Source organism: Paracoccus sp. S-4012, from assembly GCF_009674885.1.
Taxonomy (GTDB): domain Bacteria; phylum Pseudomonadota; class Alphaproteobacteria; order Rhodobacterales; family Rhodobacteraceae; genus Paracoccus.
The window spans coordinates 1-13,529 of record NZ_WKKA01000004.1 but is presented as its reverse complement, the minus strand read 5'-3'; the positions used below and the strand labels follow the sequence as shown (position 1 = coordinate 13,529).

Sequence of the window (13,529 nt, the reverse complement as noted above, 5' to 3'; positions counted from 1 at the left end):
TGCATCCGTGTTGGGCAGAGCCGTTGCAGGTGAAGGAGGGTGTGGCGGGTTGCCGGACTCTGCGCCGCTCGGACGGGCGGTCGCAGACGGGCCAAGGACACCCCTTATAGGGGGTGTCCGTGTCCGTCCGTCTGCGGCGCGGACATGTCCGCCTGTGTCCGTTGCCTGTCCGCCTTGTCCGTTGCCAACATTTGCTGGTGTTCCGCGTAGGCAGGGAGTTGCCCTCTGAGGGCATGGTTCGGTGAGACATCATGTCGCGTCTCGGCTACGGCCATGTCCGCCTTGTCCGCTCTGACAGCGGCTACCGGCTGTGTGTCTGCCTTGTCCGTTCGGGGTGTGTCCAATCGCCAGACGAAGTCGTCCGAGACGCGGACAAGGTCCTGGGCTATCAGAGCATCGCGGTGTCGCCGGAAGGTCCGCCCCTTGGTCTGCGGGTCATCACTATCTGTCAGGCCGAGGCGGGCCCAATAGGTCCGCCACGTTTTGACTTCGACTACGGGGACGCTGGGCAGGTCAGGCGAGTTGATGATTCTGCCACCCTCGGCCAGCGCATTGGACAGCGCGGACAGTGCGGCCTCCGTCCGTCCGGATGCCCTTCTCCGCTTGTCCGCCTTCTCGATCTCAGCGGGCTCGACCACTGCCGACGTAACCGCGTCGCCGTCCTCATCAAAGCCGAGGAACACGTTCTTGAGGCGGTAGGCAAAGGCGCCGTCGCAGGGCATGTCGCGCTGCTTGCGTGCTCTGGCGATGACGACGCCATCGCTGCGCGTCAGCTCAATCTCGGTGTCCGCCGCCGCGCGCAGGCTGCCCGACCCGCGTGCGCCCTTGGATGCATCCTTGCCACTGTGGTGGATCACCATGACATGTGCACCGGTCTCGACTCGCAGTCGGTCCACGCTGCGGACGAACTGGCCCATGTCCTTCGCGGCATTCTCATCGCCGTTGCCCATGGTGCGTGCCAGCGTGTCCACCACGATCAGCGCAGGCATGGTGTCCATGCTGCTCTTTATGACCTGCAGCAGATGGTCGGCGTCTTCGCTGGTGCAGAGGTCCACCGCCACAGGCAGCAGCAGGAAGTCGCCGCCGTTTCCGATGTGCTCCATCAGCTCAGGGTTCTCGCAGCGGATCGCCTCGACGCGGTTGTGCAGGCCCGTGCCGCCCTCGCCGGCGATGTAGATCACCGGCCCAGCCCATCTCTCCCCTGAGGGGACGCGATGTCCGTGCCAGTCCATCCCGGCCGCGACGTGCATCGCCAGATCCAAGGCAAGGAAGGTCTTGCCGACGTTGCTTTCGCCGTAGAGGACGGACAGCGCGCCGCGATCCAGCCAGCCCTTGACCACGTAGCGCGACGACAGCACCGGGTGAAGGCTATACAGTGGCCGCAGCGCGTGGGCGAGGTCGGCGGGCCGGCCGGAGAGGCGGGATTGCGGGCGGAAGCCAATATCGGCGCGGTTGGCCGCGCTCTGCGCGCCCAAGGTGGCAAAGACGTTCATGCCGCGGCCGTCTCCCGCCGGTCCGCTTCGGCCATTTTGTCGCGGAGGCCCACCTCGCCCGTAGACAGCGCCATGAGCCGCCACCGCTGCGTCGCACGTGCGACGCCCGTGCGCTTCGCCCGCGTTTTTCCCTGCCCGTTTGCCAGCATGTAGACCGCCTCGCCGACGGCGGACCCGTGCGCCTCGCCGAGCTCGTCGAGCAGCAGCAGGGTAGAGTTGCAGGCGCTGGCGATGCCCTCGAGCCCGTTGGTGGTGGCGCGCCAGGTCTGCTCGAGCCGGCTGTCGTCCCACACAGAGCCTGCTGCCCGCAGGATGGTGGACTTCCCACGCGACGAGGCGCCGCGCAGATGCAACCCGCCGCCTTCGGCGCCGAGTGGCTCGAGCACGGGACCCGCGAAGGCCAGAGATACAGCGACCAACATTAGGGGATTGCCCACGCAGAGCGCCGCCACCTGCGAGCGCCAGCCATCCAGGCTGCCCGCGGAGCGCAGGGCAGCCGCAGCAGGTATGGGCGCCTCGCGCTGGAACACGACACGACCCGCACCGAGCACACACCCATTTCCCAGGACGAAGGCGGTGCAGGAGGCGTCGCTCCAGCCCAGCCGTTCGGTCGTCAGGATCCGGACCGGCGGCCGCCATGCCGAAAGTAGTCGCGCCAAGGCGTCGCGGCTTTCCCGGCCGGGCGCCAGAACCAGCCCCATGTCCAGGAGCTCGCCCCGCAGCTCGGCACCGTCTCCCGCCAGCATGCGGGCAGGGAAGGCGCGGAAGTGTGCCTGACCATCGCCGTCGATGACCTTCACGTAAGTCCCCCAGCCGCCGCCGCCGGCATCGCGGGTCAGTCCCAAAACCTGGAGAGGCGAGCAGAACCATTCCCACTTCACGTCACCGCCGCTGCGGACGCAGCGATAGAGACCGTCGGTCCGGAACTGAAACCCGTCGGGCAGCTCGGGACGCTCGGACGTTGTGTTAATCGCGTGCACCATCAGCAGCCCCTCCTTGCGCGCAGGACATCGTTGAAATCGCGCCCATCCGGCGCGGTGCGCAGCCGGACAACCCACCGAAGGCTTGCTGCTCGCTTCCCGAGCGCCTCGGCCGCCGCGCAGCCGGCATCGTCGCCATCAGCCGCGATCAGCAACTCGTGCGGAGGATGCGGCAGGCACAGCCTGGCCATGCCCCCGGCGGACAGCGCCGCCCACACGATCGCCGGACTGCGAAGCAGGCCACATGCAAGGCTCAGCGCGGTCTCGATGCCTTCGGCGACCACGAGCGGCCCTGCGCCGTGGGCCAGGCGCACCGCTCCGCCCGCCACCCTGCCGAGCATGGCCTTGTTCGGCGCCACGTCAGCCTTGCCGCGTCCGTCCAGGCGCAGGTAAGTCCGGTGCACGGCCAGCCGCTCGAGCCCATCGACCCGTGCCACAATAGCCGGCATTCGGCTTGCAGTTGCGCCGTGCCAGCATTCGGGATGATAGCGCAGTGTCTTGGGCAGATCGCCAGTGATGCCGCGCCCGCGCAGGTAGGCCTCTGCAGGCGTGCCCGTAACCGGAACCGCCTCGGTCCAGATGGCCTGCGCCTGCCGCTCTCGCTTCGCGGCCGCGGCTTCATCCGCGGCGTGGCGGCGAACAATCTCGTGAGGATCCGGCGGCGGGAGGCGATCTCGCGCGTCTAGAAGGCCACGGCGGCGCAGCGCGGCCACGATGTCGCGAAAGGCGCAGCCCGCCTTGCAGTGGAGCAACAGCTGTCCGTTGCTACCGTCCGCCAAAGTCATGCTGGGGTTGCGGTCGGCATGCGCGGGACAGCAGGTCAGTCCGTAGCGGCCATGCCACCTGCCGCCGAGCGCTGCGGTCAAGGAGCGCGCATCAGTCACGGCAGCCACCCAGCTGGAGGACTGACGGCGGTCCGACTCTGACCGCGCTCGGCGCCTGAAACTCCGCGCAGTCAGGGCGGCAAACGATCGCTGGCAGTTCCCGTGGGGCCGCGATGTACGGTAATGTGGGGTGGGGGCCCTCGACGGGCTCAACCCGCTCCAATCCATGAAGCTCGGTCATAGCGAATTTCCTTCAGCCTTTCGGGCGGGAGGGCTTTGCGCTAGTCTTCGGAGCATCCACACAGCCGAAACGACCAGCGCCGCTGCCCTTTGCCGGGCGGCGGTTCGGTTTCAGATGGCTTCGGCCCGAGCTGCTTCCCACGCTTCGAGATCAGAGAGCTTCCAGCGGGTACAGCCGGGCGTCAGCGTAATCGGCTGCGGGAAGTTCGGGTCGACCTTGGCCCAGCGCCACACGGTAGACGGGTGGACGTCATAGCGAGCGGCAATCTGGGCGACCGCGATGTAGATGGGGGACATGCAATGCACTCCAACGGGTTGCGTTGGGTGCTAGATTGGCGCACCTAATTGCGCCCTTCATTAGTAAGAACTCGCCCGTGGTCTTACATACGCTCCGGAATGGATCGCTCTCTAAGATCCGACCGACGTGCCCAGATTTTCACGACGCCTTCGTAACTCTGCGGGTGCTGCCGCAGCGCGACGAACGCTGCCGCTACTGCGTGGCAGGCACTCCGAGGTTCGTCGTGGATACCGCTGGTTGCATTCAGGCCCATGCCTTCAACCATAGTGTCAATAAGCCCTACGATTAGGACATCCCGCCATCGGGTTGCTCCTGGATATTTTCCCTTGTAGCGCGGTCGCTTGATCTCGCCGCGGATTGCACTCACAGCCCAAGCGCGCAGCGGTTTGGGGACGGTGGTCTGCTCTTCTATACACTGAGCACGAACCACATTGCAGCATCATGGCTAACAGGATCGTTTTCTACCTCCGCCAGAAGCTCCCGCGCCGCCTGATCTCGGTCTTGTTGGAAATGTATGCTCTTTCCCCGAGCCGCTCGAACTTCAAACCACGCGATCGCGCGCGAGCCTTGGGCAAGTGCTCATAGGCTGCTGACGCCAGTGCCAACGCGTTTTCCCAATCAGGAAGCAACGCGCAACCACAGAGCTCGCAGGACAAAGACCTTTGAGGAAGGCACTCGCAGTCTGGATGTGTGCGGACTTGCTTGATCACGTAATCGACGGCACAGGAGAAGCATCCACGATACGGATGATCACATGAGCATGGCTTATATCGGGCCATTATCTCTCTCCCGGTGCACGGGAGTCGCCGGTCCGAGATTTCAAGAACTCGGCCCATGCCACCATCATCGCGCGGCGTTTTTCCACCATGTCGCCGCGCCTGTAGGAGGCCTCCACCGCGCTTGCCATGCGATGCGCCAGCGCGACTTCGGCCATGTCGCCGGGATAGTCCGTGCGCTCGGCCACCCAGTCGCGGAAGGTCGAGCGCAGCCCATGCGGCACCGCGGGGCGCTTGCTAACGCGGTCCACGAAGCCCGTGCCACCAGCGTCCACATCCGCCTGATGCAGCCGCTTCATGGCCGCGCTCAGAGTCATGTCGGACAACTCGCCCCCGCGCGCCGCCGGGAACACCTGCGGATTGTCTGCAAAGCGCGGCAGGGCGTTCAGCAGTGCCACCGCGTCCGGCGTCAGCGGCACGCGATGCTCACGTTCCATCTTCATCCGTACCGCCGGGACAATCCAAAGCCCTGCCTCGAAGTCGATCTCATCCCAGAGCGCGCCCCGCACTTCCTGTGAGCGGGCGGCTGTCAAGGCGGCAAACTCCAGCGCCCGCGCGCCCATGCCCTCGCGCTGGCGCAGCGCCGCGAACCAGCGCGGTGCATCGTCGATCTGCACCGCCGGTTGATTGCCCACCTTCGCCACCTTGGAGGGGGCGGGCAGCAACTCCTTCAGGTTGCCGGCCCAGCGCGCCGGGTTATCGCCCGCGCGGTGCCCGGCCACCGTGGCCCAGGACAGGACCGCCTCAATGCGCCCGCGAAGGCGGGATGCGGTTTCGGTCTTGCTCTGCCAGAGGGGTTCCAGCACCCGCAGTACGTCCTGCGTGCCGATGTCCTGAACCAGCATGGGGCCCAGGTCCGGCAGCGCGTAGCTGTTGAGCGTGTTGCGCCATTGCTGGCGATGTTTGGGGTTGCGGAAGGCTTCCAGCTTTGTGGCAAGATAGCGCTCCACGGCCTCCGCAAAGGACAGGCCCCGATGCTGGGCCGCGACCAGGGCGGCCTTCGCGGCCTTGCGATCCTCCACGGGGTCGATGCCGCTCCGGATCTTGTCCTTGGCATCGCGCGCCCGGTCGCGGGCCATGGCCAAGGTCACATCGGGATAGCCGCCCAAGCCAATTTCGCGGCGCTTCGCTCCGACCTGCACCCGCAACAGCCATGTGCGTCCGCCGCTCGGGGTAATCTGCAGCACCAGCCCGGCGACCCCGCCCACATTGAATGTCACGTTCCGGCCCTTGCCCGGATGCTGCAGCCGCTTCACGTCTAGTGCCGTGAGTTCCTTGGCTAGACGCGGCATATGACACCCTGACTAATACCCTCCAACAAGGATGCGACAGGACGCGAGTGATTGCAATGCCACACAGCGGAAGCTGTGCCTAAGCGCTTGAGGGAAAGCCACTTGTGCGACCGATTGCGCCTGATAGCAAAGAAAAATGGCGGGCACCGCCTCCGCCATTTTCTTAGGATCACGGCTCGACGACAGTCCCTGATCTGGAAAAATATCAGCATAAACAAGCCTCAACTCTGTGTTGGCAGCTTGACGACCCCGGTTCGTCCCTGAATAAATGTGGGGACGATGACTGATGACTGATGTTCCGAGTCCTGTTCCCGGACGAAAGGCCAGCGCGCCCCACTACGAGAAGAGGCTCAAGGCCGCGTTCGTGAAGAGCGCACCGCCCGGCCGACACACTGACGGTGGCGGCTTGTATCTGGAAGTCCATCCGACCGGGGCAAGGCGCTGGCTGTTGCGCATCGTCATTAAGGGCAGACGGCGCGACCTTGGACTTGGCTCCGCCTCGGTAGTCTCCCTTGCCGATGCGCGCGCGAAGGCTCACGAGTTCCGCCAGATTGCCCGGACGGGTGGCGATCCGACCGTCCGGCGAGTTGAGCCAAAGTCCATCCCTTTCCGGGCTCTCGCGGCCGAGGTTCATCGGACTCACATCAAGAGCACGAGCCGAAACGGCAAGCATGTCGATCAATGGCTGAACACGCTCGCCACCTATGCCTTCCCGACGATTGGCGATCTCGGAGTCAATGACATCACGCGCAACGACATCATCACAGTCATGACGCCGATCTGGATCGCCAAGCAGGAAACCGCCCGGCGCGTCCTTCAACGCCTCCAGGTCGTCTTCGAGTGGGCCATCGTGAAGGGCCATCGGACGCAAGGGAACCCAGTTGATGGCGTTCGCCTTGCGCTTCCGCGCCAGAGGAAAGCCGTCAAGAACTTCGCGGCCATCCCGTGGGAAGAAACCGCCGACCTGATGCGGCGGCTCGAACAGGTGCCGGGCGTTGGCGCGCTTGCTCTTCGCTTCACGATCCTGACGGCGCTGCGCTCCGGCCCCGTGCGCAAAGCGACATGGGAACAGTTCTCGCCCGACCTTGATCGCTGGACGATCCCGGCGGAGAACATGAAGGGCGACCGGGTGTTTGAGGTGCCGCTGCCGCTCGCAGCGATGGAAATTCTCCGGGAACTTGAAAAGCGGCGGTCCGACGCTTCGCCGTTCGTGTTTGCCTCGCCAAGCAAGCCGAAACAGCCCATCTCAGAGAACACGATGGCGAAGGTCCTTCATGGATTCTATCCCGACGCGACGGTTCATGGTATGCGCAGCGCGTTCCGAGACTGGGCAGAGACTTTCGCTGAGGCTCGGGACAAGGTGAAGGAATACGCCTTTTCCCATATCAACCAGAACAAGACCGAGTCGGCTTACTTGCGAACGATCTACTGGAACGAACGTGAGGAGCTGATCGAAGTCTGGGGGCTCTGGGCCACGGGTGCCAGTGGCACTTACGCGGATATTCTCAACCAGTTCCGGAAGGAGCGGTTTGAGGAGGTCGGTGAGGCGGCCAGCGCGTAGGTTGCGGCCGCGCAACGGGGCAGATGTTTGGCGACGGACCGGATGGTGAAGGGTGTTGCTCTGGCTTAAGGCTGTTTCTCACTGAAGGTATGGGGATGAGCGGCCATGAGGTTGAACTGGAATGAGATTCGCGCCCGCGCTGCTGCGTTTGCGGAGGAGTGGGCCGGCGAGGGCTACGAGAAAGGGCAGACTCAGCTTTTCTATCGCGATTTTTTTGATGTTTTTGGGGTTCCCATTCGCAAGGTCGCCTCGTTTGAGGAGCCGGTGAGGAAACTCGGCGATAAGGCCGGTTTCATCGACCTCTTCTGGAAGGGCGTCCTGCTCGTAGAACAGAAGAGCATCGGACGCGATCTTGTGATCTATTCAAGGACCCTCTGCGTATTCCAGACTTCACCTCCGGAATGCGTGAAAGGTTGCTTGAAGCCTGCCGCTTCGATGGTCTGGCATATCTCCCGCAATCTTTGGCTCGCTATTTCAGTCGGTCATGAGCGCGAAGGAGCGCCGCGCCTCCGGGGCGCACTACACGACCGAAAAGAACATCATGAAGGTCATCGAGCCGTTGTTCCTCGATGACCTTCGAGCCGAGTTCGCGCGGCTCAGAGCGCGAAAGGACAGCCGTCGCCGGGTAGAGCTGCAAGCCTTCCATAACCGGCTGTCGAAGCTGACCTTCTTCGACCCGGCCTGTGGTTGTGGCAACTTCCTTGTCATCGCCTACCGCGAGCTGCGCCAGCTTGAACAGGAGCTTCTTCTGGAGCTGCGCGCCTACCGGGAGGATGATCGAACGATGGAGCTGGACGCGGCCGACCTGAGCAAGGTCGATGTAGGCCAGTTCTACGGGATCGAGATTGGTGAGTTCGCCTCGCGTATTGCCGAGACCGCGATGTGGATGATGGACCACATCATGAATACCCGGCTGAGTCTGGCGTTCGGACAATCATACAGTCGTATTCCATTGCGGCAGTCGCCGCACATCCTCCATGCTGATGCGCTGGAAACCGATTGGGCGACTCTGCTGCCGCCTGAGCGCTGCTCGTTCATTCTCGGCAATCCGCCCTTCATAGGGTCGAAGTATCAATCTCATGAGCAGCGCGCACAGGTGCGCAGAATTGCTACACTCGGCAAATCGGGAGGGACTCTTGATTTTGTGGCGGCTTGGTTTATTCTTGCTGGCCGTTATGCGAAGGCAAGAAAAATACGCATTGGATTTGTCTCAACAAACTCGCTTACGCAGGGCGAGCAGGTAGCCCAGCTTTGGCCTATCCTTTTCAACCAATGTAGGTTAGAAATCGCCTTTGCGCATCGGACATTCGCTTGGGGCTCCGATGCGCGCGGAAAAGCCCGCGTGCATGTTGTCATTCTCGGTCTCGATCCTGCTGGCGGCGTTGCAAAAGAAAAGCGGCTATTCTCATACGATGATCTCAATGGCGACCCTGTCGAAAGCCGCCATTCTGCCTTGTCTCCCTATCTTTTCGACGCAAGCAGGCTTAATGATCCGCACTTGGTGGTCCGCGAGGCCTTTAAGCCCCTTAATTCACTACCAACAATCATTAGCGGATCACAACCTATTGATGGAGGGTTCTTAATATTCAACAAGGAGGAGAGAACAGCTTTCCTTGCTCTGGAACCCGCGGCGAAGCGATACATGCGCCCATTCATTGGCACAGAAGAGCTTCTGTACGATTCCGAACGCTCGATTTTGGCACTTCAATCCGCGACGCCGGCTGAGCTGAAGGCCATGCCGCGAGTTGTCGAAAGGTTGCGTGCCGTGAAGGCCTCCCGCCTGAGAAGCAAGAGGCCGAGCACGCTTGCCATCGCAGAAAAGCCTACGAAGTTCAATGTTGAGACCATCCCGGACAAACCCTTCTTGGTGATTCCCGAAGTTAGCTCGGAGCGCCGGGATTACATTCCGATTGCGCGGCTGAAACCCCCGGCGATCCCGAGCAATAAAATTCAAATCCTCCCGGGCGCAACAAAGCCGCTATTCGCATTGCTTACTTCTGCCATGCATATGGCTTGGGTCCGCTATATTGGGGGGCGTCTGGAAAGTAGATACCAATATGGAATTGGGGTTGTTTATCATACCTTCCCGCCACCGCCTGCGAGCGCTGACATGTCTAAGCTGACGTCATTAGCAGAGGCGGTTCTCGTCGCGCGCGCCTCGTATCCTGACTCAACGCTTGCGGACCTCTATGATCCCGATTTGATGCCGCTTGATCTCCGTCGCGCTCATCAGGCGCTCGACCGAGCGGTTGATCGCCTCTACGCACCCAAGGGCTTCACCAGCGACCGGGAAAGGGCGGAACACCTCTTCGGGCTCTACGAGAAGATGATTGCGCCCCTGACGGCCGCACCGAAGCCGAAGCGGAGAGGGGCGCGAGTCTCAGCCTGATCCGGGGAACTGCTATTCTGCTATCTGGCACGCTCCGGCGGCCGACGCTCCTTCTCGGGCGTCGGCTCGTCGGCGTCGGCCATCCTGGCCGACGCGGCCCTCGACGCCGCGGCCAGCCGGGCGCGAAGGGTGTCGCGGATCATCATCAACTCAGCAAGCAGACGGCGGACGCGACGGCGGCGGACAGGACCGACGACACAGAAAGGAGGAGCCACAGGCGAGGAGGAGGAGCCTGCTCGGGTTGGCGAAACGGCGGGCTGCTTGGACCGTCCGGGTCCGCTCCAGCAGTTCGGAAAGGCGGGACTCGGCCTTCGTCTGCGCCTTCGTCAGGTCGGCCATCAGCGACGAAAGGCGGCGCTGCTGGTCGAGCATCTGCGCGACCCCTCCCACGGTCCGATCCGCATACAGGGCGGCCTTCTCGGCGCTCGTGCGGGTCGCGGTCATCGCGGCTTCCCAATCCATCGGGTTGGTTGCCATGTGTCTCCTCCTCTTTCAGTTGGTTGATCTCGCAGATGATCTTGTTTGCGGCGCTTCGGGTCTGCCCGGCGTCGATCCTGCGCCATGCCGGCTTTGCCGCAGGGACCGCGCCGCGCGCGGCCATCTGGCGCGCGCCGGGCCCTTCATGGATGGTAGGAATGCGGTCGATGCCCCGCGCCTCGTTGGACAGTTCCGAGATGAGCGAGGACGCGCCATAGCCCCAGGCAGTCATCCTCTCGTTGTGGATGCGCGCCCACAGGGCCGCAGCAGCCTCCACAGCGCCCTTCCGGGCCATGCCCATGACGCTCCGGGGGCGTCCCCGTCCCCCTGACTTCTCGAAGGCGTCGAACGCGACGAGGTGGAAGTGAGGATTACTTCGGTCGTTGCCTTTCTTGTCGTGGATCGCTCCGACATAGCTGGCCGTTCCGTGGGTAAGCGCCTCGGCAAAAGCCCGCGTCAGCTCGACCCGCTGCTCCGGGGTGGCCTCAACGGGCAAGGCGATGATGAAGCGTACTGCGACCCGCCCCCTGCGCTTCGTGGCGGCATCCTCTGCGACCCGCGCTACCTCGGCATCGGTGCCGACGATCCGGCTCCGCAGCACTTCGCGGGCAGCCGAACTGCGAGTGATTTAGCGCAGGTGTGCCGCTGTTTGACCCGGAACAGCTGCGCGCTCTTCGGCCCGCCTCTTGTCCGAGAATGTTCTGACCGAGTGTCGCAGTGAAAACAGAGCCATGTGTCGCATTTGAGAGTGAGGACAAAATCACTATTTTGTCCGTTGTGCGCCTTCAAAAAGGAGATAGGGAAATGCACCGACGATCTGAAATTGAGCGATCAGCAATGATGTTGATGATGATGGCGATCACGCACATCCGCGTCTTCAAGCTCGCACCTTACCACGGACGAGACTTCACTGACGCTCAATTGGTGAAGGTGTCGGAAGGGGTGCTGGACCACCTTGAGCACCAGCTTCAAGCCATCACCCCGCAGAAGCACAAGAAGGCGGTTGCGGGTAGCGACTCAGGCGACCCTCAAACCCGAGAACATGGGGCCAACCCGACGCGAAAAAAAGTTTGCTCAAAAGTTTCCGAGGTCCGCTGAAAAACTCCAAGTCCTTCTCGAACCCGCTACAAACCGAAAGGACGGAAAATGGTTCAGCACACGAAGCCCGCCTCGTTCGCGGAAACGCTCATTGAGCAAGAGACGGTTGGCTCCGGCCAGTTATTAGATGATGCGCAGCGGATTGGCTGGCAGAAACTCCAGCTCCTGAAATCGGGGGATTCATGCCCGATTGGGTTTCCCGTTCATGCTCTCGGAAACACCGGCGCGGCTGCGGCCGGGGCGATCCATGCTCTCACGCAGGCCCCGATGGGCATTTGTGCCCAGAGCACCCTCGGCGCCATGTCGGCCGTGAGCGCCTTGAGTGGAGACGTCGAAACCATCATGGGCAGCCCGATGCCGCTTGCCGTGATGCTGTCCACCATCGCCCTGAGCGGCGAACGCAAGAGCACCGCAGACGACCGGGCAACAGGGGGCATCCGGTTCTTCGAACGGAAGCTGGGAAAGCAGCTCGCAGAGGAGGCAGAAGTCCTCCATTCGGTGCCCGAGCCGAAGTCCCGGAAGCGCCGCAAGGAGCCCGAGGAGCCGCATAGGATTGCCAAGATTATCTGCTCTGAGCCGACCGTTGAAGGTCTAATCAGTCATATGAAGAACGGTCCGGGCACGGCTTTTCTTGCCAACGATGACGCTGCCGGCTTCTTCGGCGGGCACGCGATGAAACCCGAGAACCGCAAGAAAACAATTAGCTTCTTCGCGCACTTGTTCAGTGGGACTCCATACGGGCGACCGCGGGCGAATGGCGCTGGAGACTACATCGAGGGCATTCCTTTGGCGGCTCACCTGATGTTCCAGCCTTATATGCTCTCGTCGATCTATGGCGATCGTGAATTGCTGGAACAGGGCATTCTTCCCCGCATTCTTCCGGCGTTCCCGCCTTCCACAATGGGCACCCGCTACTTCGCTCCACCCGATCCGAAGGACAAGGCGACTGTGGAAGCCTTCGCTCTCCGCTGCGTTGAACTGCTGGAATTTTTCGGTCTCGCAAGGCAAACCTTCGTGCCTGGAAATGACTTTTTGGCGCATCCCCGCCCTGTTTTGCGCCTTTCCAAGGATGCGCTCGAAGTTCTGGTCGAGTTCTATAATGAGATTGAGAGCGAAATCGGGAATGGCGGGAAGTATCATCGTATCTGTTCTTTCGCATCTCGCGCCACTGAGAACGCCACTCGGCTGGCGGGGATTGGAACGCTCTTTGACGACGAGACGGCCTCGGAAGTATGTGAGGCGGCCGCGCGCAATGGCTGCGAACTGATGCGTTTCTATCTTGCGTCTTTCGAGCACATCACGCGGGTAGCCGGAGAAGGCCGCCATAACGCGCACGCCGAAGAGCTGGGGCGATGGCTCTACGGGAACCTTAAACCGGGGCAGACGGCTCATCATGACAATCAGGTCGCGCAGATGGGTCCGGCGGCTTTCCGCAATCATGCGGTGCGTAGGGCTGCGCTGGACACCTTGGCCTCCTCCGGCTGGATCAGGTTCCTTCCTCCGGGGACGGTTGTGGATGGCTCACCGCGCCAGCTTGCTTACGAACTCCACCCGAACCTCAAGACTCTGATCTGACCTTGGCCCGCTGCTTGATGCGGCGGGCCACCCTTCGAATAGCAGAGTAGCAGCTCCAGAGCCTCGCGGCACAGCGGTCGCGAGGCGAGCATCTAAGCCGGTCCAGAGAAACAAAGACGACCTTCCGGCTGTGGGGGAAAATGTGGGGGCAAGTTGGTGAAGTAGAAAAATATGTAATAAATACAGTAAAATACGAGTTATATTCGTAGGACACCGCCTCCGCCACTTACTTTGTCGATCCTGTTGATTTTCTTGGGTCTGTTTTCGAGATCGTGCGTCCGGGTAGCAGATGAGGTAGCGGCCGGTCGCACGAAGGGTCCTTCAGAGGTGGAGTCCGTCGTTCCCGCCACGCGATATATGGCAGTCGCCAAGGGTTTGAAGGGCCGCCTAGGGCGCGGACTCAATTGCGCGCAGCCAAATCCTTGCGGAGGCGAGGGCGACGGCGGCAAGGAAGTTGGTTGCGTGCTTTTCGAAGCGCGTGGCGATGCGGCGGAACTGCTTGAGTTTGCAGAAGAAGCGCTCGATC

11 protein-coding genes and 2 pseudogenes are annotated in these 13,529 nt (G+C 62.4%); 5 read left to right on the top strand and 8 right to left on the bottom strand.

From position 1 onward, the window contains the following. Window positions 1–104: 104 nt before the first annotated feature. The 5 genes from GI374_RS06920 to GI374_RS06900 form a co-directional block, all read right to left on the bottom strand. A complete protein-coding gene (locus tag GI374_RS06920) occupies window positions 105–1,493 on the bottom strand; it encodes a helicase RepA family protein (RefSeq protein WP_154336307.1) in 1,389 nt (462 codons plus the stop codon). After that, complete coding sequence (locus GI374_RS06915) at window positions 1,490–2,476, bottom strand: DUF927 domain-containing protein (RefSeq protein WP_154336306.1); 987 nt, start codon at window positions 2,474–2,476, stop codon at window positions 1,490–1,492. The genes GI374_RS06920 and GI374_RS06915 overlap by 4 nt, the downstream gene beginning before the upstream one ends. Beyond that, window positions 2,476–3,339: a toprim domain-containing protein gene (locus tag GI374_RS06910; RefSeq protein ID WP_229582889.1), complete on the bottom strand. Its 864-nt coding sequence runs from the start codon at window positions 3,337–3,339 to the stop codon at window positions 2,476–2,478. The genes GI374_RS06915 and GI374_RS06910 overlap by 1 nt, the downstream gene beginning before the upstream one ends. Before the next feature lie 309 nt (window positions 3,340–3,648). Next, window positions 3,649–3,834 carry an AlpA family transcriptional regulator gene (locus tag GI374_RS06905; RefSeq protein ID WP_154336304.1) on the bottom strand — a complete coding sequence of 62 codons (186 nt, stop codon included), beginning with the start codon at window positions 3,832–3,834 and terminating at the stop codon, window positions 3,649–3,651. Between the two features lie 779 nt (window positions 3,835–4,613). After that, window positions 4,614–5,903: an integrase arm-type DNA-binding domain-containing protein gene (locus GI374_RS06900; protein WP_154336303.1), complete on the bottom strand. Its 1,290-nt coding sequence runs from the start codon at window positions 5,901–5,903 to the stop codon at window positions 4,614–4,616. Between the two features lie 286 nt (window positions 5,904–6,189). On the opposite strand from GI374_RS06900, the gene GI374_RS06895 reads away from it, so the two are divergent. The 3 genes from GI374_RS06895 to GI374_RS06890 all read left to right on the top strand — a co-directional run bounded on the left by GI374_RS06895 (window position 6,190) and on the right by GI374_RS06890 (window position 9,853). Further along, on the top strand, window positions 6,190–7,464 hold the full coding sequence (locus GI374_RS06895; protein WP_154336302.1) for a site-specific integrase: 1,275 nt from the start codon (window positions 6,190–6,192) through the stop codon (window positions 7,462–7,464). A gap of 105 nt (window positions 7,465–7,569) precedes the next feature. Continuing rightward, the gene (locus GI374_RS19100) at window positions 7,570–8,037 is read left to right on the top strand and encodes a type IIL restriction-modification enzyme MmeI (RefSeq protein ID WP_229582887.1); all 468 of its coding nucleotides are present in this window, start codon (window positions 7,570–7,572) and stop codon (window positions 8,035–8,037) included. Next, window positions 7,949–9,853 (top strand): DNA methyltransferase, encoded by a 1,905-nt coding sequence (locus GI374_RS06890; protein ID WP_229582885.1) that lies wholly within the window; start codon window positions 7,949–7,951, stop codon window positions 9,851–9,853. Before GI374_RS19100 ends, GI374_RS06890 begins: the two co-directional genes overlap by 89 nt. A gap of 150 nt (window positions 9,854–10,003) precedes the next feature. On the opposite strand, the gene GI374_RS19095 is transcribed toward GI374_RS06890, so the two are convergent. After that, a complete protein-coding gene (locus GI374_RS19095; protein ID WP_229582882.1) occupies window positions 10,004–10,330 on the bottom strand; it encodes a hypothetical protein in 327 nt (108 codons plus the stop codon). Between the two features lie 124 nt (window positions 10,331–10,454). Then, window positions 10,455–10,931, bottom strand: a pseudogene (locus GI374_RS19765) (MobA/MobL family protein); the annotation flags it as partial. A 203-nt stretch (window positions 10,932–11,134) separates the two neighbouring features. On the opposite strand from GI374_RS19765, the gene GI374_RS06880 reads away from it, so the two are divergent. Together GI374_RS06880 and GI374_RS06875 are read left to right on the top strand one after the other, a co-directional pair. Next, entirely contained in the window at window positions 11,135–11,428 is a 294-nt protein-coding gene (locus tag GI374_RS06880; protein ID WP_154336300.1) for a hypothetical protein, read from the top strand. A 48-nt stretch (window positions 11,429–11,476) separates the two neighbouring features. Beyond that, window positions 11,477–13,003, top strand: coding sequence for a DUF3987 domain-containing protein (locus tag GI374_RS06875; protein WP_154336299.1), 1,527 nt, complete (start codon window positions 11,477–11,479; stop codon window positions 13,001–13,003). 387 nt (window positions 13,004–13,390) lie between these two features. Here the strand turns inward: GI374_RS06875 and GI374_RS06870 are convergent. Next, window positions 13,391–13,529, bottom strand: a pseudogene (locus tag GI374_RS06870) (IS5/IS1182 family transposase); the annotation flags it as partial.